Source organism: Thermococcus sp. 9N3, assembly GCF_012027685.1.
In the GTDB taxonomy this organism is placed as follows: Archaea; Methanobacteriota_B; Thermococci; order Thermococcales; family Thermococcaceae; genus Thermococcus; species Thermococcus nautili.
The window spans coordinates 781,386-798,958 of record NZ_SNUV01000001.1; the positions used below are offsets into that span (position 1 = coordinate 781,386).

21 protein-coding genes are annotated in these 17,573 nt (G+C 55.4%); 17 read left to right on the top strand and 4 right to left on the bottom strand.

The window, feature by feature from the left end; translation table 11 throughout:
• Nucleotides 1-35 precede the first annotated feature (35 nt).
• From E3E30_RS04340 to E3E30_RS04355, 4 genes are read left to right on the top strand one after another with little or no spacing between them, the layout of a single operon-like run.
• Entirely contained in the window at nucleotides 36-560 is a 525-nt protein-coding gene (locus tag E3E30_RS04340) for a gamma carbonic anhydrase family protein (protein WP_042689275.1), read from the top strand.
• 5 nt (nucleotides 561-565) lie between these two features.
• On the top strand, nucleotides 566-1,360 hold the full coding sequence (gene uppS, locus E3E30_RS04345; RefSeq protein WP_167728945.1) for a polyprenyl diphosphate synthase: 795 nt from the start codon (nucleotides 566-568) through the stop codon (nucleotides 1,358-1,360).
• Nucleotides 1,361-1,420: 60 nt separating this feature from the next.
• Complete coding sequence (locus tag E3E30_RS04350; protein ID WP_042689270.1) at nucleotides 1,421-2,095, top strand: TBP-interacting protein; 675 nt, start codon at nucleotides 1,421-1,423, stop codon at nucleotides 2,093-2,095.
• A 3-nt stretch (nucleotides 2,096-2,098) separates the two neighbouring features.
• The gene (locus E3E30_RS04355; RefSeq protein WP_042689268.1) at nucleotides 2,099-2,860 is read left to right on the top strand and encodes a hypothetical protein; all 762 of its coding nucleotides are present in this window, start codon (nucleotides 2,099-2,101) and stop codon (nucleotides 2,858-2,860) included.
• Here the strand turns inward: E3E30_RS04355 and E3E30_RS04360 are convergent.
• A complete protein-coding gene (locus tag E3E30_RS04360) occupies nucleotides 2,819-4,699 on the bottom strand; it encodes a threonine--tRNA ligase (RefSeq protein WP_167728946.1) in 1,881 nt (626 codons plus the stop codon). The two genes, E3E30_RS04355 and E3E30_RS04360, sit on opposite strands and share 42 nt — an antisense overlap.
• A gap of 111 nt (nucleotides 4,700-4,810) precedes the next feature.
• Here E3E30_RS04360 and E3E30_RS04365 point away from each other — a divergent pair, with 111 nt between their 5' ends.
• From E3E30_RS04365 to E3E30_RS04385, 5 genes are read left to right on the top strand one after another with little or no spacing between them, the layout of a single operon-like run.
• Entirely contained in the window at nucleotides 4,811-5,404 is a 594-nt protein-coding gene (locus tag E3E30_RS04365) for an exosome complex RNA-binding protein Csl4 (protein WP_167728558.1), read from the top strand.
• A complete protein-coding gene (locus E3E30_RS04370) occupies nucleotides 5,401-6,030 on the top strand; it encodes a DUF2067 family protein (RefSeq protein ID WP_167728559.1) in 630 nt (209 codons plus the stop codon). Before E3E30_RS04365 ends, E3E30_RS04370 begins: the two co-directional genes overlap by 4 nt.
• Nucleotides 6,020-6,304: a DNA-directed RNA polymerase subunit L gene (locus E3E30_RS04375; RefSeq protein WP_042689257.1), complete on the top strand. Its 285-nt coding sequence runs from the start codon at nucleotides 6,020-6,022 to the stop codon at nucleotides 6,302-6,304. Before E3E30_RS04370 ends, E3E30_RS04375 begins: the two co-directional genes overlap by 11 nt.
• Before the next feature lie 34 nt (nucleotides 6,305-6,338).
• Complete coding sequence (locus tag E3E30_RS04380) at nucleotides 6,339-7,361, top strand: mannosyltransferase family protein (protein ID WP_167728560.1); 1,023 nt, start codon at nucleotides 6,339-6,341, stop codon at nucleotides 7,359-7,361.
• A 5-nt stretch (nucleotides 7,362-7,366) separates the two neighbouring features.
• Nucleotides 7,367-7,762, top strand: a complete 396-nt coding sequence (locus tag E3E30_RS04385) for a ribonuclease III family protein (protein ID WP_167728947.1) — start codon at nucleotides 7,367-7,369, stop codon at nucleotides 7,760-7,762.
• Here E3E30_RS04385 and E3E30_RS04390 read toward each other — a convergent pair.
• Complete coding sequence (locus E3E30_RS04390; RefSeq protein WP_042689249.1) at nucleotides 7,748-8,554, bottom strand: sugar phosphate isomerase/epimerase; 807 nt, start codon at nucleotides 8,552-8,554, stop codon at nucleotides 7,748-7,750. The genes E3E30_RS04385 and E3E30_RS04390 overlap by 15 nt on opposite strands.
• Nucleotides 8,555-8,647: 93 nt before the next feature.
• Here E3E30_RS04390 and sppA point away from each other — a divergent pair, with 93 nt between their 5' ends.
• From sppA to E3E30_RS04405, 3 genes are read left to right on the top strand one after another with little or no spacing between them, the layout of a single operon-like run.
• Entirely contained in the window at nucleotides 8,648-9,634 is a 987-nt protein-coding gene (gene sppA / locus E3E30_RS04395; RefSeq protein WP_167728561.1) for a signal peptide peptidase SppA, read from the top strand.
• Between the two features lie 4 nt (nucleotides 9,635-9,638).
• Nucleotides 9,639-10,118, top strand: coding sequence for a PH1570 family protein (locus tag E3E30_RS04400; protein ID WP_167728562.1), 480 nt, complete (start codon nucleotides 9,639-9,641; stop codon nucleotides 10,116-10,118).
• On the top strand, nucleotides 10,108-11,112 hold the full coding sequence (locus E3E30_RS04405; RefSeq protein ID WP_167728563.1) for an AI-2E family transporter: 1,005 nt from the start codon (nucleotides 10,108-10,110) through the stop codon (nucleotides 11,110-11,112). Before E3E30_RS04400 ends, E3E30_RS04405 begins: the two co-directional genes overlap by 11 nt.
• Here E3E30_RS04405 and folP read toward each other — a convergent pair.
• On the bottom strand, nucleotides 11,090-11,908 hold the full coding sequence (folP, locus tag E3E30_RS04410; RefSeq protein ID WP_167728948.1) for a dihydropteroate synthase: 819 nt from the start codon (nucleotides 11,906-11,908) through the stop codon (nucleotides 11,090-11,092). The two genes, E3E30_RS04405 and folP, sit on opposite strands and share 23 nt — an antisense overlap.
• Before the next feature lie 48 nt (nucleotides 11,909-11,956).
• Between folP and E3E30_RS04415 the strand changes: the two genes are divergently transcribed.
• From E3E30_RS04415 to E3E30_RS04435, 5 genes are all read left to right on the top strand, one after another.
• Entirely contained in the window at nucleotides 11,957-12,925 is a 969-nt protein-coding gene (locus tag E3E30_RS04415) for a beta-ribofuranosylaminobenzene 5'-phosphate synthase family protein (protein ID WP_167728949.1), read from the top strand.
• A complete protein-coding gene (locus E3E30_RS04420; protein ID WP_167728564.1) occupies nucleotides 12,922-13,710 on the top strand; it encodes an N-glycosylase/DNA lyase in 789 nt (262 codons plus the stop codon). Before E3E30_RS04415 ends, E3E30_RS04420 begins: the two co-directional genes overlap by 4 nt.
• 58 nt (nucleotides 13,711-13,768) lie before the next feature.
• Entirely contained in the window at nucleotides 13,769-14,677 is a 909-nt protein-coding gene (locus tag E3E30_RS04425; RefSeq protein ID WP_167728565.1) for an ABC transporter permease subunit, read from the top strand.
• A 5-nt stretch (nucleotides 14,678-14,682) separates the two neighbouring features.
• Complete coding sequence (locus E3E30_RS04430; RefSeq protein WP_167728950.1) at nucleotides 14,683-15,600, top strand: ABC transporter ATP-binding protein; 918 nt, start codon at nucleotides 14,683-14,685, stop codon at nucleotides 15,598-15,600.
• A gap of 79 nt (nucleotides 15,601-15,679) precedes the next feature.
• Nucleotides 15,680-16,270, top strand: coding sequence for a hypothetical protein (locus tag E3E30_RS04435; protein ID WP_042689227.1), 591 nt, complete (start codon nucleotides 15,680-15,682; stop codon nucleotides 16,268-16,270).
• On the opposite strand, the gene E3E30_RS04440 is transcribed toward E3E30_RS04435, so the two are convergent.
• The gene (locus tag E3E30_RS04440) at nucleotides 16,260-17,525 is read right to left on the bottom strand and encodes a UbiD family decarboxylase (RefSeq protein WP_167728566.1); all 1,266 of its coding nucleotides are present in this window, start codon (nucleotides 17,523-17,525) and stop codon (nucleotides 16,260-16,262) included. The genes E3E30_RS04435 and E3E30_RS04440 overlap by 11 nt on opposite strands.
• Nucleotides 17,526-17,573 lie beyond the last annotated feature (48 nt).

Below are 17,573 nucleotides of genomic sequence, written 5' to 3' on the forward strand. Positions count from 1 at the left end.
AAGTTCTCCCCGGGACTATAACCCGGTGATGAAAAATGGCGATTTACGAGTTCAACGGAAAGAAGCCTAAGATTCACCCGACCGCTTTTGTTGACGAGAGCGCCTCCGTCATTGGGGACGTTGTTCTGGAGGAGAAGACGAGCGTCTGGCCTTCGGCGGTTCTCAGGGGCGACATCGAGCAGATTTACATCGGCTGTTGCTCAAACGTCCAGGACAACGTGAGCATACACACCTCCCACAACCAGCCAACGATTATCGGAAAGTACGTCACCATAGGCCACAATGCCGTCGTTCACGGAGCGGAAATAGGCGACTACGTCATCATCGGCATGGGCTCCGTAATCCTCGATGGCGCGAAGATAGGGAAGCACGTCGTCATCGGCGCCGGGGCTCTCGTCCCGCCGGGCAAGGAGATTCCCGACTACAGCCTCGTCCTCGGCGTCCCGGGCAAGGTCGTGAGACAGCTCACCGAGGAGGAAATCGAGTGGACGAAGAAGAACGCGGAAATCTACATGGAGCTCGCCGAGAAGCACCTCAAATCAAGGAAGAGGCTTGAGTGAGGGCCATGATTTACAGGCTCCTCTCCCACATCCCCCACATTATTTTCAAGCCCGCCTACGACCTCTACGAGCGCTATCTCCTGGAGAAGGTTAAATCGGGGAACATTCCAAGGCATGTGGCAATCATAATGGACGGGAACCGGCGGTGGGCCCGGAAGCTTGAGAAGCCCCCCTGGTACGGTCACTTCTTCGGCTCGCGAAAGCTTGAAGAAATCCTCGAGTGGTGCCGGGAGCTTGGAATAAGGACGCTGACCGTTTACGCTTTCTCAACAGAGAACTTCAAGCGCTCCCCAGAGGAGGTAAACGCCCTCATGAACCTCTTCGAGGAGAAGTTCAAGGAGCTCGTTGAGGACGAGAGGGTTCACAGGTACGGGATAAGGGTCAACGTCATCGGGAGGAAGGAGATGCTCCCAGAGAACGTCAGGAAGGCGGCGGAGGAAGCCGAGAGGGTTACCAGAAAGTACGGCAACTACACCCTCAACATCGCCCTGGCCTACGGCGGAAGGAGCGAGATTGCAGACGCGGTGAAGGAGATAGTGAGCGACGTTTTGGCTGGAAAGCTCAAACCGGAAGAGATAGACGAGGACCTGATAAAGCGCTACCTCTACTATCCCAACATGCCCGACCCGGACATTGTGATAAGGACAGGCGGTGAGATAAGGATAAGCAACTTCCTCCTCTACCAGATAGCCTACAGCGAGCTGTTCTTCGTGGACGTCTACTTCCCGGAGTTCAGGAAGATTGACTTCCTCAGAATCATCCGCGAGTTCCAGAAGAGGCAGAGGCGCTTTGGGCGGTAGTTTTTAAGCTTTTCCGCTAAAGCTTATTAACACCCGCGAGAACCTTCTCAGGTGGTGAGCATGTACAGCGAACTGAGTCCCGGCGTTAAGAAGGTGTACACGCAGGTCCGCTACCTCGACGACTACCACTGGGAAATTGAGGGAAGCACGATAATAGGAATCCACAAGAAGAGCAACGTCAAGGTCTTCATCGATGTGGCCAAGAACAAGGACGAGGCCGATTCGCTCGCCGGGAAGGACGTTAAGGGAATCCACATAGTGGCCATCCCCGACAAGGGAGTTTTCTACATCAAGAACGGGAGCTTCGTGCTGACCTACCGCTACCTCAAGGCGACCCTCGCTGACATAAACGACCACATAGTCTGGGCCGGCTTCAAGGTCGTTGACGACAACGGCAAGCTCGTTCAGGAGGACGTCTACGAGTACCTCGGCGGTGCGCTGATAAACCACATAAAGGCCAACGTTTTAGCGGGCCAAGACTACATCTTCTGGCAGTTCTATAAGTGCGAGGAGTGCGGCAAGTACGTTGACATCGAGAACCTTGAGAACCACCTGAAGGGTCACGGAATAAAGCTCCACGAGAAGAGCGAGGAGCACTACGAGATATTCGAGCTCAACTTCAGGGACGGAAAGGTCTACGACAAGTTCGGCAAGGAGGTCAAGCTCGACCAGTTCAGCGAAGAGGCTCGGGAGTTCCTGAACGAGGTGTTCTCGGGAACGCCCCCGGGAGGGTGACGAATGGAGACCCTCCTGGAAGTTTTTCCTCCCTCCCGGATGAGGGGCTCTACCGTTGCAGTTATCTACGACGCCTACTCCTCCGCATGGCAGATTCTGTTCCTCTTTCTGAGAAAGGCCATTGAGAGCGGCTACTTTACTGTAATATCAAACTACAGCGTCCCACTCCGCAGTCTGCTCCACAGGTGCGCCAGCGTTGGGCTCGACGCCGACAATGCCCTCAAAGGTTCAAAAATGGCGATAATCGACATATTTGGCTCCCGCTACTCCCCGCTGAGAACCGAGATTGAAAACGTCTTCTACCTCGATAAAGTTGAGCCCGAGACGATAAACCCCAAGGTGGACATGATTTACTGCGGGCCACTCCGGGACAAACTGAAATCTGGAAAGGCCATACGGATGATTTACACCCTCGATGGGGCCTCACTCATGCTCGGCGAGGAGCAGACGCTGAAACTGCTCAACCAGACGATAGCACACAAGAGCATCCGTTTCCCAGAATCAACGCTCCTACTGCCCCTCAACGCCGACATGGTATCAAGGCGCTTTGTGGCGTGGGTCTCCAACGTCAGCGACTACGTTCTCCTTGCCAAGTCCTGGATAATGGAGGACCACGTCAAGGAGCTCCTCTACTTCCTGAAGGCGCCTTACGCGGACTTCGAGCCTGTTGTCTACTCCCTCAAGGTAAGCAGGGGAAGAGAAAAGATAATGTTGAAAAAGCTTTCAGCCCCTGAACTTGGGCCTCCTGCTGAGGAGAAGCGGTAGGGGCCTCGGCTTGTAGGGGAAGCCTTCCGTCTTCTGCCTGATTTCCCTGATGAGGTCCTCCAACTGCATCTCGACCTGCTTGCCGTCCTCCCTCCTCCTGACGGTGACGGTGTTCTGCTCCTTCTCATTCTTGCCGACGACGATGATGTAGGGTATCCACTCCTTCTCGGCCTTCCTTATCTTCTTGTTGAGCCTGTCGCCGGTGTCGTCAACATCAACGCGAATCTTGGCCCCTTCGAGCTTTCCTGCCACGTAGAGCGCGTAGTCCATGACGTCATCGCTGACCGGAATCACTCTAACCTGTATCGGACTGAGCCAGAGTGGGAAGGCCGGCTTCTTGCCCTGGGCCTGGAGTTTCGCCTGCTTCTCGAGGATGGCGTACATAACGCGCTCGATGGCTCCGCTCGGGGAGCAGTGGAGTATGAGCGGGTAGCGCTCCTTGCCTTCTTCGTCGTAGTAGGTTATGCCGAAGCGCTCGGCGTTCTCGACGTCAATCTGGACGGTGCTCAGAGCGGCGGCCTTGTCGAGGTTGTCAACGAAGTTGAACTCGAACTTGAGGATGAAGTAGAAGAACCTCTGGTCCCACATCTCTATCAAGACGGGCTTGCCGATTATCTTGGCCAGCTCGACGATGAAGTCTTTGTTCTCCTCCCAGAAGTCGCGGGTGAACCTTATGGCAACCTCGTAGTCGTCTGGAGTTAGCCCAACGCCCTTAAGAACCTCCATGCTGAGCTTGTACTGCTTCTTGAACTCGTCCATCGCCTGCTTGAGGTCTTTCGCCACGGTGTGCATATCGGGCATCGTGAAGGCCCTGAGGCGTCTGAGGCCGGAAAGCTCGCCGCTCTTCTCGCGCCTGAAGGAGTAGCGGGTGAGCTCGTACATCCTGAGCGGGAGGTTGCGGTAGCTGATTATCGCGTCCTTCTTGATGAGGAACTGGCCGAAGCAGGCCGCGAAGCGGAGGAAGAACTTCTTGTCGCCGCTCTTGACGATGTACTGCCTCGCCGGGAAGCGGTTGAGGTACTTCTCTAAAGCGGGGTGCTCAAAGTCGTACATAATCGGGGTTTCCACTTCCATCGCTCCGTACTCGACGACCTTCTCGGTGACGTACTGCTCGAGGAGGCCCTTTATAAGGCGTCCCTTCGGGTAGTAGCGGAGGTTTCCGCCGTCGCTTCCCGGCTCGTAGTCAACGAGCTCGTGCTCCAGCATGAGCTTGACGTGCGGTGGTTCCCTGTCGGCAATCCTGTTCTTGGCTATCTCGTAGTTGACGAACTTCCTCAGGTTCTCGTGGCCGGTGAAGTCGAACTTGTCAACCTCTATGAGCTCTCCCTCCGGCGTTAGAATGTACCAGTAGCTGACGAGCTCCTTCTCCTCCTTCTCAAGGGCTATGTTGCGCTCCTCCTTTGAAACGCCCTCCTCAGGGACTATCGTCCTGCTGAGCTCGGCCAGCGGGTGTCCCTTACAGCTCAGCTTGAAGGCCTTGTAGTAGCCGAAGGGAGCGCGCTTGACCTCGTAGCCCTTCTCCTTCAGCTTCTCCTCTATCTTCTTGAGTATCTCGAGGGCAACGCTCGGCTTCGCCAGCTCACTGCTGAGGTGGGCGAAGGGGTAAACGAATATCCTCTCGGCCTTGACCTGCTTCGCAACGTCCTCTATCTCGGCTATAGCCTTCTCGACGACCTCGTCGGGGTTTGCCTCGTCAGCCTTCTCAACGCTTATGAAAACCGCCAGAACTTCGTCGAGTCTGCCCTTCTTCTGCTCGTCGCTTATCGGCTCGGGGTTCTTCAAGGCCTTATCCCTGACCTCGTACTCGAGGTAGTCGGCGTGTATCAGAAGCATTCTCATTCCTACCACCACCCTTCCATCGTTTCGAATTACTAAAACTTTTTCCTTCGGCCTATAAACGTTGGGGAACGCTTAAAAAGAAGGCGTAGGAAAATCTTCGGAGGTGAGGGGATGGAAGATAGGAAGGTTAAAAACGGTGACCTTGTCCTCCCAGGAGATTACCTAGGAGTTATAGAGGAGTTCATGCCCGGTGAGGGAGTTAGAGAGGAGAACGGCGAACTTTACGCAACCAGAGCGGGCAAGGTTAGAATCAACCCGGAGAAGATGGAGATAAGCGTCGAACCTGTGACCGATACCCCGCCCCTTCCGCAGGTCGGGGACATAGTCCTCGCGAGGGTCATAGAGGTCAAGCCACAGGCCGTAATCGTCCAGCTCCTCCAGATAGAGGGTCGCGAGAACGACAGGGAGATAGCGACCTCAAAGCTCGCCGGAATCCACATCTCACAGGTCAAGGAAGGGTTTGTTGAGGACATAACCAAGGAGTTCAAAATTGGCGACGTGGTCAGGGCGAAGGTTATAGCCAACGAGAAGAGCCCGATACAGCTCTCGACGAAAGGAAAGGACCTCGGCGTCGTTTACGCCCTCTGCTCCCGTTGCAGAACGCCCCTCATCAGGCGCGGGGACAAGCTAATCTGCCCGCGCTGTGGAAACGTCGAGACGAGAAAGCTCTCCCCCTACTACAGAAAGCTGAAGGTGTCTCTATGAGGGCCAAGAAGGTAATAACGATTCACGTCAAGAGCGACGTGGAAAAGGAGGAGTTCATGAAGGAGCTCCAGAGGCTCCGCCTGCCGGCTTTCATCTACGTCCACGGCAAGCTCGACTCGCTGAAGATAAACGTCCAGGGTACGAAGGACGACATAAGAGAGGCGATAAGGAAGATACGAGAGATTCACAACCGCGTAAGGGCCAAACTTTATCCTGACAGGCGCGGGCTCTACCACTACACCGTTGACGACCTCCTGCGCGAAGCTGGAACGAGCGTCTCAACGGCCATAATCCTGAGAACCCTCGAACTCCTCGGCGAAACGGCGGAGCTGAGAGATAATGAGCTCGTAACTTCCCTCCCCTGGGGCGAGGCGGTTGAATTCATGAGAAAGCTTGGAGAGGTTTTATCCGAAATCGCGCTCCAGACGACGAGGCAGATTAGAGAAGTGGTGGTTCCCGTCAGCGTCGCCTTCAACCTTGAGCCCGAGGAAGTTATTGAAAAGCTTGTCGAGCTCGGCCTGGCGGAGTGGAAGGAGGATAAGTTTAAATACGAACTGGTCAAGAACAAGGAGCAGGCCTTAGAAGAGCTGTTGAAAGCTTTATCAGGTGATGCTGATGAGGATTGAGGTTATAAAGCGCGAGGAGAACCTGCTGGAGTTCTATCTTGAAGGAGAGGACCACACCTTCGCTAACCTGCTCAACGAGGTGCTCCACGAGAACGAGCACGTCAAGTTCGCCGGCTACACCATCGAGCACCCGATTCTTATGGCCAGAAAGCCCCGCTTCAAGGTCGTTACCGACGGCAAGGTCAAGCCGGAGGAAGTCCTTGAGGAGGCCGCGCAGAAGATATTCGACCGCGCGAGGGTTCTTCTCGACGCCTGGAAGAAGGCCCTCGAATGAATACCCTTTTAAGACGTTTTTCTTATTCATCTTGATGGCAGTAAGAGAGCTAACTCCGAGAGAAAAGGGGCTCATAGTCGTCCTCGCCGTCCTCGCGGGAAAGCTCATTCTGCTCCACGCGGTCGGTTTCAGAGTCGAGGAGTTCTCCTTCCGCTGGGACGGCCTGCACTTCATCACCATAGCTGAGAAGGGCTACTTTGACGTTCATGAACTCGCCTTCGGCCCGCTCTTTCCCCTGATGATACGAGCACTCTCTAAGCTCGGGCTTGAGACATGGCTCTCAGCCTTTCTGCTCGCGAACTTCCTGAGCTTCATACCGCCCTTTATAGTCCTCCGGAGGTGGGGCCTGAGACCGGCCCTTTTCTTGGCCCTCAACCCAGCGTACGTCCTCTTTACGACGGCCCCCTACAGTGAAGCCCTCGCGCTGAGCCTCGCTCTCGCGGCCTATGACCTCAGGGATAGGAAGCCCGAAGCAGCGGGCGTTCTCCTCGGGCTCGCAGTCACGGCAAAGTACTCAATGGTCCTCCTCGCCCCGGCTTTCATTCTCTCCAGGGAATGGAAGCGCTTCCTGATTCCCTTCGCGGTGTTCTGTGCCCTTCTCGCGGCGTTCTTCGTTCAAGTCAGTGGAAGTCCTTTCACGTACTTCGAAATCGAAAGAACTTGGGATTCCTCCCTCGACGGACCCATTGCGCAGGCGGAATGGCTCCTCGGGAGCTGGTTCGTAAAGCAGAACTGGCACGTCGGGGACTTCAGGCTGAGGGGAATACACTGGCTCCTCCACCACTGGGCCTTTCTCGTCCCCTACACGGTGGGGCTGTTCCTGCTCGCGAGGCAGAGGCGCTGGGCGGACTTCACGTTCTCGGCGCCGACCGTCGCCCTCCAGTACCTCATAACCGGCGTTCCTGCGGTGAGCGCCTCGAGGCTCCTCCTTCCGGCCGTTCCGGCGTGGTGCGCCCTTGCCGAGACCGAGGACTACGTTTTTATAACCCTCCTCGTAGCGATGCTCGTCGGGATTCACTACGCGGGGCTGTGGCACATGGAGGCGTTCTTCGGGTGATGGGGATGAGGTACGAGAGGGACTTCACGGACAAGGGATTGGCCAAGTTCGGGGATTCGCTCCTCAACTTTGCGTTCTCCCTGGCGTTGAGCGAGTACATCGGAAGGCCGACCGGCGAAAGGGTTCCAAACGCCTCACTGGCCCTGGCCCTTGAGATGTCTGGATTGAGAAAGCTCGCCCCGCCGAGGAGCGACAAGCACGCGAGGGGAGACGTTGCCGAGGCAATATTCGCCTACGCATGGCTCGAAGGGCTGATAACGATTGAGGAAGCAGCCAAGCTAATCCGCGAGAATCTGAGCGAGGACGTCACACACTTCACGAGGAAGAAAGAAGCGATAGGAAAGGCCCTCGCGGTTCTCTATAGGGAAATCGGGAAAAGGCTGGAATTAGAGGCTCGTTAGCAGTTCTATGAGCCCCTGCTTGCTCGGTATCTTGGAGAACTTCTCGGGGTCCTTGACCTTCAGGAGCAACGGGACGTCGCCAAACAGGCGGAGAACCTTGCCGAAGGGTATCTTGCCCTCACCCGGGAGCAGGTGGAGGTCGCCAACGCCGTAGGCGAGGGCATCTTCTGGCTCGACCTGCGGGAAGAGCTTTCCAAAGTTGTCGTGTATCATCAGGATTACCGTCTTGTCGGTGCCGAGCTTCACATCTTCCAAGAGCTTCTCCTCGTTGCCCTGGGCGCTGAGGAAGGCATGAGCCACGTCGAGGGCAAAGCCCACGTTGTCCCTCTCGACGTTCTCGACGACGTAGAGCGTGTCCTTGACGCTGAAGGTGTTCTCGAGGGCTATCTTTATGTCAAAGGGTCCGACCATGTCGGCCAACTGCTGTATGGCCTCGATTTCGAGGTCGAGCCTCCCGGTCCTTCCGCTCTGCATGACTATGACCTTGGCGCCGAGCTTGATTGCAACATCGGCGACGGCCTTGGCAACGCGGAAGTGGCGCGTGTAGTAGATGTGGTCGCGCAGGTTGACCGAAGTCGGCATCCTGACGATGTAGCTTATCCCGACTCCCCTGAGGGTTGTCTCGATGTTCCTGAGCTTCTTCTCGACGACGATGCCGTTCTTGATTAGCCCGAGCGTGTGCGGGAAGATTGAAACGAAGTCGTAGTCCTTAATCTTGACGTCCGCCAGGATTGACGCGAGGCTCTTGTCCTTTGTAACGAAATGGGGATATATTGTCACCCCAATCTCCATGCAATCACCTGCCCCGAATTTCTCGGGGGAATATAAAAAGCTTAGCGAGGGTAGGTTTAAAAGTTGGCCCGACAAGGGGTCTAAGGTGAGAGGATGAAGGAGAACATATGGAAGTACGTCTCGGCCGTCCTCGCTCTTCTGCTCGCGCTCTCAGTTGTGGCAATCGCGGTGCTCTACCAGGCGACTTCCCCGATAGCGGTTTCACCAAACGCAACTGCCCCCGCGGTAGTGGAAACTCCCCTAAACGTTACCTGCAACGGGACATCAAGCTACCAGCTCAGCCAGCTGAAGGACGAAGTTGCCTACCTGCGCTCGCTCATCAACGGGACGGGAGGAAAAACGATAGCCATCGTCCCGATTTTCGGGATAATAAACGAGTACACGGCCCTTGAAGTCGTCCCCCTTCTGAGGAAAATCGCGAGCAACGATTCAATCGGAGGGGTTCTCCTGTGGATTGAGAGCCCCGGCGGTGATGTCGGCCCCGTTATGGACATCCACTCCGCAGTCAAGAAACTCGCCCTCGTCAAACCAGTGGTTGCCTATTCCGGCGGAATAATGGCGTCCGGCGGCTACTACATAGCCAGCGGGGCCGACAAGATAGTCGCGAGTCCGCTCGCAGAGGTGGGGAGCATCGGCGTCCTGTACGTTCACTACGACCTGCAGGAGAACTATCAGAGGAACGGGGTAAAGGTTGAGGTCTTCAAGACCGGTCCTTACAAGGACATGGGTGCCGAGTGGAGGGGACTAACGGATGAGGAGAAGAAAATCATAGCCAACATGGTAAACACCTACTTCCAGGCGTTCCTTCAGGCGGTGAGCGAGGGCAGGAACATGAGCGTCTCTGAGGTCAAGAAGTTCGCCACAGGAAGGACGTGGTTCGCAGAGAACGTCACAGGAACACTCGTGGACGAGACCGGCGGAATGGACACTGCCATGGCGACCCTCGAAAAGTTAATGAACGTTACGAGCGCAAGGGTTGTGATATACAAGAACCTTGAAACTCCAAGCAACTTCGGAATAACCGGAAGTAAGGCGCTCTACCTCGACCCGAGTTACCTTGAACCTTACCTGAGGAGGTGATTGGATGCTCTGCGAGGAGAAGCTTGAGGTGTTCGAGAATGGTTTCGACGACAGGAAGTTCAAGCTCAGGATTGAGTTCTACGGGAAAGACGCCAGGAGGCTTCTCCTCGCGGTGATAAGGGAGCTCTACCTCCCCGACTACGGGGAGGACTACGTATACCCCTTCGAGTGTGCCAAGGAGCACTGGGGCATCTACATTGACCCGGGCGAGATTGTCGCGGAGGAGCCGGACTTCAGCCCGGTCAAGTTCGTCAACAGGAGCGTTCTCAACAGGCTCGAGAAGGCCCTGAAGGAGATAGATGCACCGGAGGAAGTCAAGGAGCGGGTGGACATCGAGAGGGCCGAAATCGTGAAGCTCAAGAAGACTTTACTCGCGCTCGGGAAGGACTTCATCCTCGATGAGAGGGGCTATTTGATAGTCTTCAGCAAGCCGAGCGCGAGGGAGCTAATCCTAAAATACCTGGGGATGCTGGATGGAGCTTGAAACGGCGGTTTGGATTGGCGTCTCACTGGGGGTCCTCTACCTCACGTGGCAGACCGTTAGTCCTGTCCTTTCTCCCCTTATTGTGGCCGTTACCCTCGCTTACATCCTCTATCCCCTTCACGAGAGGCTCAGTGTCAGAATAGGCAACCGCTGGTCTGCACTTCTTCTCACGGGGCTCTTGACTGTATTTTCGTTTCTCTTCATCCTCGGCTTTGCCCTCTGGATAAACGATATCAAGCACTCCCTCACAGACTACGTTGACACGTTCTTCGCCTGGCTTCTCGGCCTCAACCTGCCATCAGGGGTCTACGACCTTCTCAACAAGCTCTCAAGCGCGATAGCGGAGCGCTTCAACTCCTACGTTCTGGGCTACACTTATTCCCTTCCCAAGCTGTCCCTCCAGATTATCGTTGCGGTCTTTGCCTTTTACGGCGTTCTCGTGAACGCGAGAGCGATAAAAGACGAGATATATGCCCTCCTGCCTCCCAGCAGGGAAGAACTAGCAAGAAAGCTCATAAACAGCGCAACGGAAACCCTTCATTACCTCCTACGTGGATGGCTCCTCGTCAGTGTTGGCAAAGGTGCCGTGCTCGCGTTCCTCTTTTACGTTCTCGGAATATCGGACGCGGGGGGCTCAATAGCAGCTGGAATACTGGTTGTCATCCTCGAACTCCTTCCGGTCGTTGGTGGATGGATTGTATGGAGCGCGAGTTCGATTTACCTGTTCACCTCGGGTCTCTATTGGAAGGCCCTCGCGATGGGCATTCTCGGTTTTATCCTAGTTTCCCCAACGCCGGATATAGTCCTCTCCAAGAGGCTCGGCAAGAGGCAGTGGGGCGTTAACGCGCTCGTCAGCCTCGTGGGAATCTTCGGGGGCTACATTGCCTTCGGCTTCGTCGGAATCATCATCGGCCCCGTCTCGCTGTCGCTTCTGATAACGCTCCTCGAAGAATGGAAGAGGGCGAAGAACTCTAAGTGGAAAAGCGCCCGATGAACTCGGCGACCTTAATCGCGTCGAGCGTTTCCCTCACGTCGTGAGTCCTCACTATTCTTGCACCCTTCAGAACCGCTATTGCCGTTGCCGACAGACTGCCGGCGAGCCTTTCAGATGGGTCCTTCCTGCCCGTTATCGCACCTATGAAGGACTTCCGCGAGATGCCGACGAGGATTGGCTTTCCGAGGAGCTTGAGCAGGTTGAGGTTAGCTATGACCTTCGAGTCCCACTCGTACCAGGGTGGCCACTCCGGTCGGAGGAAGCCGATGGCGGGGTCAACGGCAACATCTTCAACCCCGTGCTCCTCCGCTATCGTCAGGCTCTCCTCAAGGAACTCAATAACCGTTCTGACCGGGTCAGAGAAGTTTCTCACATTCCCATGGGCGCAGAGAACGGCCGGAGCGCTGTACTCAGAGGCAACCTTCGCCATTTCCGGGTCGCCCTTGAAGCCGGTTACGTCATTTATGATGTCGGCGCCGGCCTTTAAAGCTTCCTCCGCAACCTTTGCGCTCGTGGTGTCTATGCTCACGGGAACATCAACCGCGTCCTTGACGACCTTGACAGCCCAAACAGCCCTTCTGATTTCCTCTTCAAGTGGAATCTGGGTCTCGAGGTAGGGGGCCGTTGACTTCGCGCCAATGTCTATGAAGCTCGCGCCCTCCCCGACCATTCTAACGGCGGTCTCGGCAAGGGCCTTCTCGTCGTTCCTCACGCTCCCCTTGTAGAAGCTCTCGGGCGAGACGTTTATCACTCCCATTATCCTCGGCTCGTCAAGATTAACTCCCGCAAACTTCATTAGCACCACCGAGGATGATTCTCGGGAGTCAATAAAAGGGTGATGGGCATGATAATTCGGACACCGAAGAGGCTTCACCTCGGCCTGATAGACCCAACGGGCTCGCTCGGAAGGCGCTTCGGGAGCCTTGGGGTGGCGCTCGAAGGTGGCTACGAGGTGAAGGTTCTGCCCGCTGAACGGCTCGAGGTAAAGGCTGAAGGCGAGGACGTGGAGACAATAAAGAAGGCCGTTGAGAGAATGAACTCGGCCTTTGGAACGGGAACCGGGTACCTAATCGAGGTGCGGAAGGCAATTCCAAGGCACGTCGGTCTCGGCTCAACAACACAGCTGAGCTTAGCCGTTGGAACAGCAATAGCGAGGCTCAACAACCTGAACGTTTCGATTGAGAAACTCGCCGAGGTTCTCGGAAGGGGGAAGAACAGCGGGGCCGGGATTTACGCCTTCGCCCATGGCGGCTTCGTCCTCGATGGCGGGGTTAAAGAAGGAATCCCCCCGCTGATACTCCGCGAGGAGTTTCCCGGGGAGTGGGCGTTCCTGCTCGTGATTCCCGAGGTCAAGCCGGGCCTCGATGAAGAGGAAGAGAAGCCGATAATGAGCGGAAACTTTGGGGACGTCAACGTGGCCATGGAGATAAGCCACCGCATTTTGCTCGGCCTACTGCCCGCGCTAAAGGAGAGGAACGTTAGGGCCTTCGGTGAGCACCTCTCGGCGATACAGAGGCTCGTCGGCAGGCACTTCGCGGAGTTTCAGGGAGGAGAGTTCAGGGAGGACGTTAAGCTAATCCTCGACTGGCTGGGCAAGAAAACCTACGGCGCAGGCCAGAGCAGCTGGGGGCCGACGGTTTACGGCCTAATCCTGAAGGCGGAGTTTCAGAGGCTCTCGGCGGAGCTTAACGACCACCTCAGGGAGCACGGGATAAGGGCAAAGGTCGAGCTCGGCCTTCCGAGGAACACCGGGGCCGAGGTTGTGAGCGAGAACGCCTTTCTGGAAAGGTTGATAAGGAGCGTGGCGCAATGACGCTCGACCGCTTCGTGAGGGTAAAATACAGAGAGGACAAGGAGAAAGTCAACAGGCTCGTGGAAATACTGCGGGAGCTCGGCCTCGACTGCGCGAAAACCATTGAGGAGAAGGTTGATTTGCAGTTCGATGCACTGAGAAACCTTCGGGAGAACCTGAAGGACGACGAACTCTTCATCAAGCTGGTCATGGCCAACGCGCTCGTCAGCTACCAGCTGAGCGGGAAAGGCGAGGACTGGTGGTGGGAGTTCTCGAGGCACTTTTCAGAGAACCCACCCAGAGATATAGCGGAGGCCTACGCCCAGTTTCTCCCCAACTCGAAGACCAACAGGCGTCTCGTTGCCGGAAAGCTCAAAAGAATCGAGAGGGTTGAGCCCTTCTTAGAGTCTCTCTCGATGGACGAGCTGAGGGATTACTACTTCAACGGCATGGAAAGGCTTAGAGACGACCTCGCGAAGGTTATGAACGCTAAAAGGAGCGCGAAAACGATAGTCTTCGCCGTGAAGATGTTCGGCTACGCGGGGAGGATTGCCTTTGGAGCTTTCGTTCCCTACCCGATGGCCATCGAAATTCCGGACGACGTGAGGATAAACGCCTACACCAAACACTTCACCACCGAGCCGCCGGTTAGCTTCTGGAAGGGGATTGCGGAGAAAACCGAAATTCCCCCGCTCCACATAGACTCAATCCTTTGGCCCGTCCTCGGGGGTAAGGGTGAGGTTCTAAACAGGCTGAAGAGGCACTGCCCGAGGGCGGAACTCGTTCTTGAACTTAGGGGACTCTAATTTCATTCCTATTCTGAGGACAAAATTTTTATACTCCCGTCTTTAGTTTCCACCGAGAGTGAGGGAGGTGCTCCCAGTGTTTTGGGGATTCCAACTTGAGTTCATGAAGGGAATGCGAACAAAGAAACTGTGGGCTATAATGGCGATAATAATCGCCCTGTACATCCCAGCGTTCTACTACATGAAACAGGAGGGGATAACAAACGAACTCGAAGCAATAGCGGCGATAATAACCTTCTCAAGCAAAACGGCACTCTTCTTCCTGGGAATCCTGGCAATAGTCTTTGGAGCCGGGGCGATAAACAAGGAGATTGAGGATGGAACAATCAGGATAGCCCTCAGCAAGAGCGTGACGAGGCTCGGGTACATCCTTGGGAAGTACGTTGGGCAGCTCGTTGTCTTCGGCGTTGCACTGCTCCTCACGAGCTTCGTCACCCTCGCTGGTCTTCAGTGGGTTGGTGTTTCCATTTCAAAGATAACCTCAGACGTCTTCCTGCTCAACCTGTTGCTCCTCCTAACGATGCTGGAGTTCATTGCCATAGGCTACATAATATCGACCTTCGTCCGCTCGTCTGGAACGTCCCTCGGCGTTGCACTGGGTGTGTTCTTTTTACTGTACATATTCCTCCCCGCCTTCGTCATGTACAAGGCAGGGGAGCATGCCCCCGAGAATTCGAGTATGCAGGAGCTCCTAGATTACAAAGCCGACTACTACACAAAATACCTCTTCTACTCACCCAGCTCCCAGTTCTCCGTTATCCTGGACGCAGTTAACGACTACAAGGAGGTAACGAAAACAGTCGAAATCAATGGGGAAACCCACACTTACACCGATTACAAAGTCGAATACGCCGGAATCGACCAAGCGATGAAGAAGCGGGCGGTAAACGTTGCGTTGCTCGTCGTTATGACCCTGGTCTACCTCGGCATCGCGACCTGGCGCTTCCTCCGTATGGACATGAGGTGATGGTTATGATTACGGTTGAGAATCTGGTCAAGGTCTATAAGGATGTTAGGGCCCTAGATGGGCTCACTCTGAGGGTTCCAAGGGGAGTCGTTTACGGATTCCTCGGGCCGAATGGAGCAGGAAAGAGCACGACAATCCTCAGCTTACTCGGCCTCGTCTTTCCGCAGGAGGGCCGGATTGAGCTCCTCGGCGAGGAAGTCTTCAGAGACGGAAAATTCAACGAGGGCAAGCTCGTAAAGACCAAAGCCAAAATCGGCTACATGCCCGAGCACGCCACTCTTTGGGATTTCTTAACCCCCATGCAGACCCTTGATGTACTCGGCAAGGCCTTCGGAATTCCCAAGGTGGAGAGGGAAAAGAGGGCAGAGGAGATTCTCAAAATGGTTAACCTCTGGGAGGTCAGGAATAAAAAAGTCGGCAAATTCTCGAAGGGAATGCGTCAAAGGCTTCTCCTCGCTCAGGCCCTGATAAACGACCCCGAACTGCTCATCCTCGACGAGCCAATGACCGGCCTCGACCCGACTGGCATCGCCGAGTTCAAGGAAATTATCAGAGAGCAGAGGAAGGCTGGAAAGACTGTCTTCTTTTCGAGCCACATTCTCGCGCATGTTGAAGAAGTCTGCGATACCGTTGGCGTCATCGTCAAGGGCAAGCTTGTGCTGGAGGACAGCATTGAGAACATCAAGCGCGAGTTCCTCAAGAAGGCAGGCTACACAATCATCATCGAGACGAACAGGCCCGTAGACTGGAGTTCTGCTGAATGGAACGTCGCTCCTCTCGGGGAGAACAAGTATCGTGTCGTCTCGCCCGAGGACATTCGCGAGGAGCTTCACGATTACGTGGCTTCCCAGGGAGCAAAGATTCTGACAATGCAGGTGAAAGAACCAAGCCTTGAAGAAATCTTCCTAACCCTCGTGAAGTGACTGCGTTCTGTTTTCAACTTCTCAATTTTGTTCAGAAAACTTTTTAGGTTTTAATTTCGAAGAATTCTGAGGTGTTCGAATGCTACTCCCGATGCACATCTTCGTTGCCTACCTCATAGGGACCTGGAGGGGATGGAACAGGAAGCTCCTCGGGCTATTCGTCATAGCCAACTCCGCACCCGATTACAGCTTCATTCAGATGCTTCTCATCACCGGCGACTTCACGAGGACCTTCTTCAACCACGGCTTCATCTCGTTCATTTACATGCTCCCCTTCGGTCCGCTTGGAGTTCTGGGCAACGGCCTGCACCTGCTCGCGGACTTCTTCACAGGAGGGATTCCCTTCCTCCCGAATGGCGTCTGGTACGGTTTTCCAAGGCTCGGCTGGCACCTCTGGGGCAAGTTCATACTCGTCCCCTGGGAAGTTCCGATAGCGGTTGCCGGCCTCTACGCGACTTACAGGCTCGGAGCGGGTAAGGTTCTCTACTCGCTCTCGGCGTTCCTGCTCGGCTACGCCGTCTTCATCGCCCTCAGTCCGCTCTACTTAATCAACCCGTTCCTCTCGACGGGGCTTAGCTTCCTCGTCCTCTGGTACCTCTACGAGAAGGTGGAGATAATAGACCTGCTGGTGGGTAAGATTGTGAGAAAAGCGGAGGGGGCTAAAGCTTAGCCCTCTCGAACTCTTCTTTTCTATCGAGGGGTTTCGTCGCGTCTATGCCCCACTTGGCGGTTAAGCTCTTCTCCGCCGAGGGGTCAAGGGAGCTACCGCGGGCGTTGGGGACTATCACGAGGTCCCTATCTGCCTGGAAGCGCGTCGCTATCGCCCATTCAACGTCCCTGTCATCGTAGATGTCTATGTCCTCGTCAACGACGACGACGTGTTTAAGGCTCGGGTGGCCGGCGAAGGCCGCTAAAATCGCGTTCTTGCCGTCGCCGTCGTGCTGTTTGGTTATCGAAACGACGGCGTGGAGCCACATGGCTCCTCCTTCCGTCAGCCTTACCCCGTGAACTTTGGGCACAACGCGCTTGACGCTCGCGTATATTTGAGGCTCCTTTGGAAGGCCCATGAGCATGAAGTGCTCGTAGCCACCTGGCAGGAGGGCGTGGAAAATCGGGTCGTCAACGTGGTACATCTTCTCAAAGACTACCAGCGGTTGCTTCCTCACGTAGTCGTAGGTTCCCGTTATGTCCACGAACGGGCCCTCATCGACCAGCTCTGGAGTTATCTTTGCCTCGAAGACGAACTCGCTCTCGACCGGCACGGGAATTCCGCCCAGCTCAACGACCTCAACCGGCTTCCCGAAGGCGAGCTCGCTCAGCTTCGATGCTATCTCAAGCTCGCTGATTCCGTAGGCAGTGCTGGTAGCGCCTGCGAGGAGCAGGTGAATTGGATTTCCCACGACGATTCTAACGTCAAGCTCTTCTCCGTGCTCGGCCTTGTCCTTCCACATCGCGTAGAGGTGCCTAGGGACGAGCCTTATCGCAACGGTCTTCTCGTCCCTGACCATCATCCTGTGGAAGGACACGTTGACAAAGCCGTTATCGTCCTTTGCGATGACCATCGCCGAGGTGAAGTATGGCCCGCCGTCCTTGGGATAGTACTTCGGAACAGGCAGTTCAAGAAGGGAAAAGTCCTCCGTCGAGTTCTTCAGGAACGGGGCGCTTTCAACGGTTTTGTAAGGGGCGGGGTTCTCCATCGCGTCCGCCACGACGTGCATCAGGCGTTCCCTGCTCGTGTTCAGGAAGCGGGCTATCCTCTCACGGGTGCTCCAGATGTTTCCGGCGACCTTCCAGCCGTCAACGTCCTCGAAGAGAACCGGCCTGTCGCGGTACTTCAGCAGATAGCGCGTTATCTCAAGTTCCTTGCTCACGGGTTCCTTTATGACAATCAGGTCGTCGAAGGTTTGAAGAATTTCCCTCAGCATGCCACCACCTTAGGCCGTTGTTCCAAAAGGTCTATAAAGCCTTTTTCC

Bases quoted from the DNA above. Each gene is read 5' to 3' on its own strand.
- E3E30_RS04340 (WP_042689275.1), top strand. From the start codon at position 36: ATGGCGATTTACGAGTTCAACGGAAAGAAGCCTAAGATTCACCCGACC.
- uppS (WP_167728945.1), top strand. From the start codon at position 566: ATGATTTACAGGCTCCTCTCCCACATCCCCCACATTATTTTCAAGCCC.
- E3E30_RS04350 (WP_042689270.1), top strand. From the start codon at position 1,421: ATGTACAGCGAACTGAGTCCCGGCGTTAAGAAGGTGTACACGCAGGTC.
- E3E30_RS04355 (WP_042689268.1), top strand. From the start codon at position 2,099: ATGGAGACCCTCCTGGAAGTTTTTCCTCCCTCCCGGATGAGGGGCTCT.
- E3E30_RS04360 (WP_167728946.1), bottom strand. From the start codon at position 4,699: ATGAGAATGCTTCTGATACACGCCGACTACCTCGAGTACGAGGTCAGG.
- E3E30_RS04365 (WP_167728558.1), top strand. From the start codon at position 4,811: ATGGAAGATAGGAAGGTTAAAAACGGTGACCTTGTCCTCCCAGGAGAT.
- E3E30_RS04370 (WP_167728559.1), top strand. From the start codon at position 5,401: ATGAGGGCCAAGAAGGTAATAACGATTCACGTCAAGAGCGACGTGGAA.
- E3E30_RS04375 (WP_042689257.1), top strand. From the start codon at position 6,020: ATGAGGATTGAGGTTATAAAGCGCGAGGAGAACCTGCTGGAGTTCTAT.
- E3E30_RS04380 (WP_167728560.1), top strand. From the start codon at position 6,339: ATGGCAGTAAGAGAGCTAACTCCGAGAGAAAAGGGGCTCATAGTCGTC.
- E3E30_RS04385 (WP_167728947.1), top strand. From the start codon at position 7,367: ATGAGGTACGAGAGGGACTTCACGGACAAGGGATTGGCCAAGTTCGGG.
- E3E30_RS04390 (WP_042689249.1), bottom strand. From the start codon at position 8,554: ATGGAGATTGGGGTGACAATATATCCCCATTTCGTTACAAAGGACAAG.
- sppA (WP_167728561.1), top strand. From the start codon at position 8,648: ATGAAGGAGAACATATGGAAGTACGTCTCGGCCGTCCTCGCTCTTCTG.
- E3E30_RS04400 (WP_167728562.1), top strand. From the start codon at position 9,639: ATGCTCTGCGAGGAGAAGCTTGAGGTGTTCGAGAATGGTTTCGACGAC.
- E3E30_RS04405 (WP_167728563.1), top strand. From the start codon at position 10,108: ATGGAGCTTGAAACGGCGGTTTGGATTGGCGTCTCACTGGGGGTCCTC.
- folP (WP_167728948.1), bottom strand. From the start codon at position 11,908: ATGAAGTTTGCGGGAGTTAATCTTGACGAGCCGAGGATAATGGGAGTG.
- E3E30_RS04415 (WP_167728949.1), top strand. From the start codon at position 11,957: ATGATAATTCGGACACCGAAGAGGCTTCACCTCGGCCTGATAGACCCA.
- E3E30_RS04420 (WP_167728564.1), top strand. From the start codon at position 12,922: ATGACGCTCGACCGCTTCGTGAGGGTAAAATACAGAGAGGACAAGGAG.
- E3E30_RS04430 (WP_167728950.1), top strand. From the start codon at position 14,683: ATGATTACGGTTGAGAATCTGGTCAAGGTCTATAAGGATGTTAGGGCC.
- E3E30_RS04435 (WP_042689227.1), top strand. From the start codon at position 15,680: ATGCTACTCCCGATGCACATCTTCGTTGCCTACCTCATAGGGACCTGG.
- E3E30_RS04440 (WP_167728566.1), bottom strand. From the start codon at position 17,525: ATGCTGAGGGAAATTCTTCAAACCTTCGACGACCTGATTGTCATAAAG.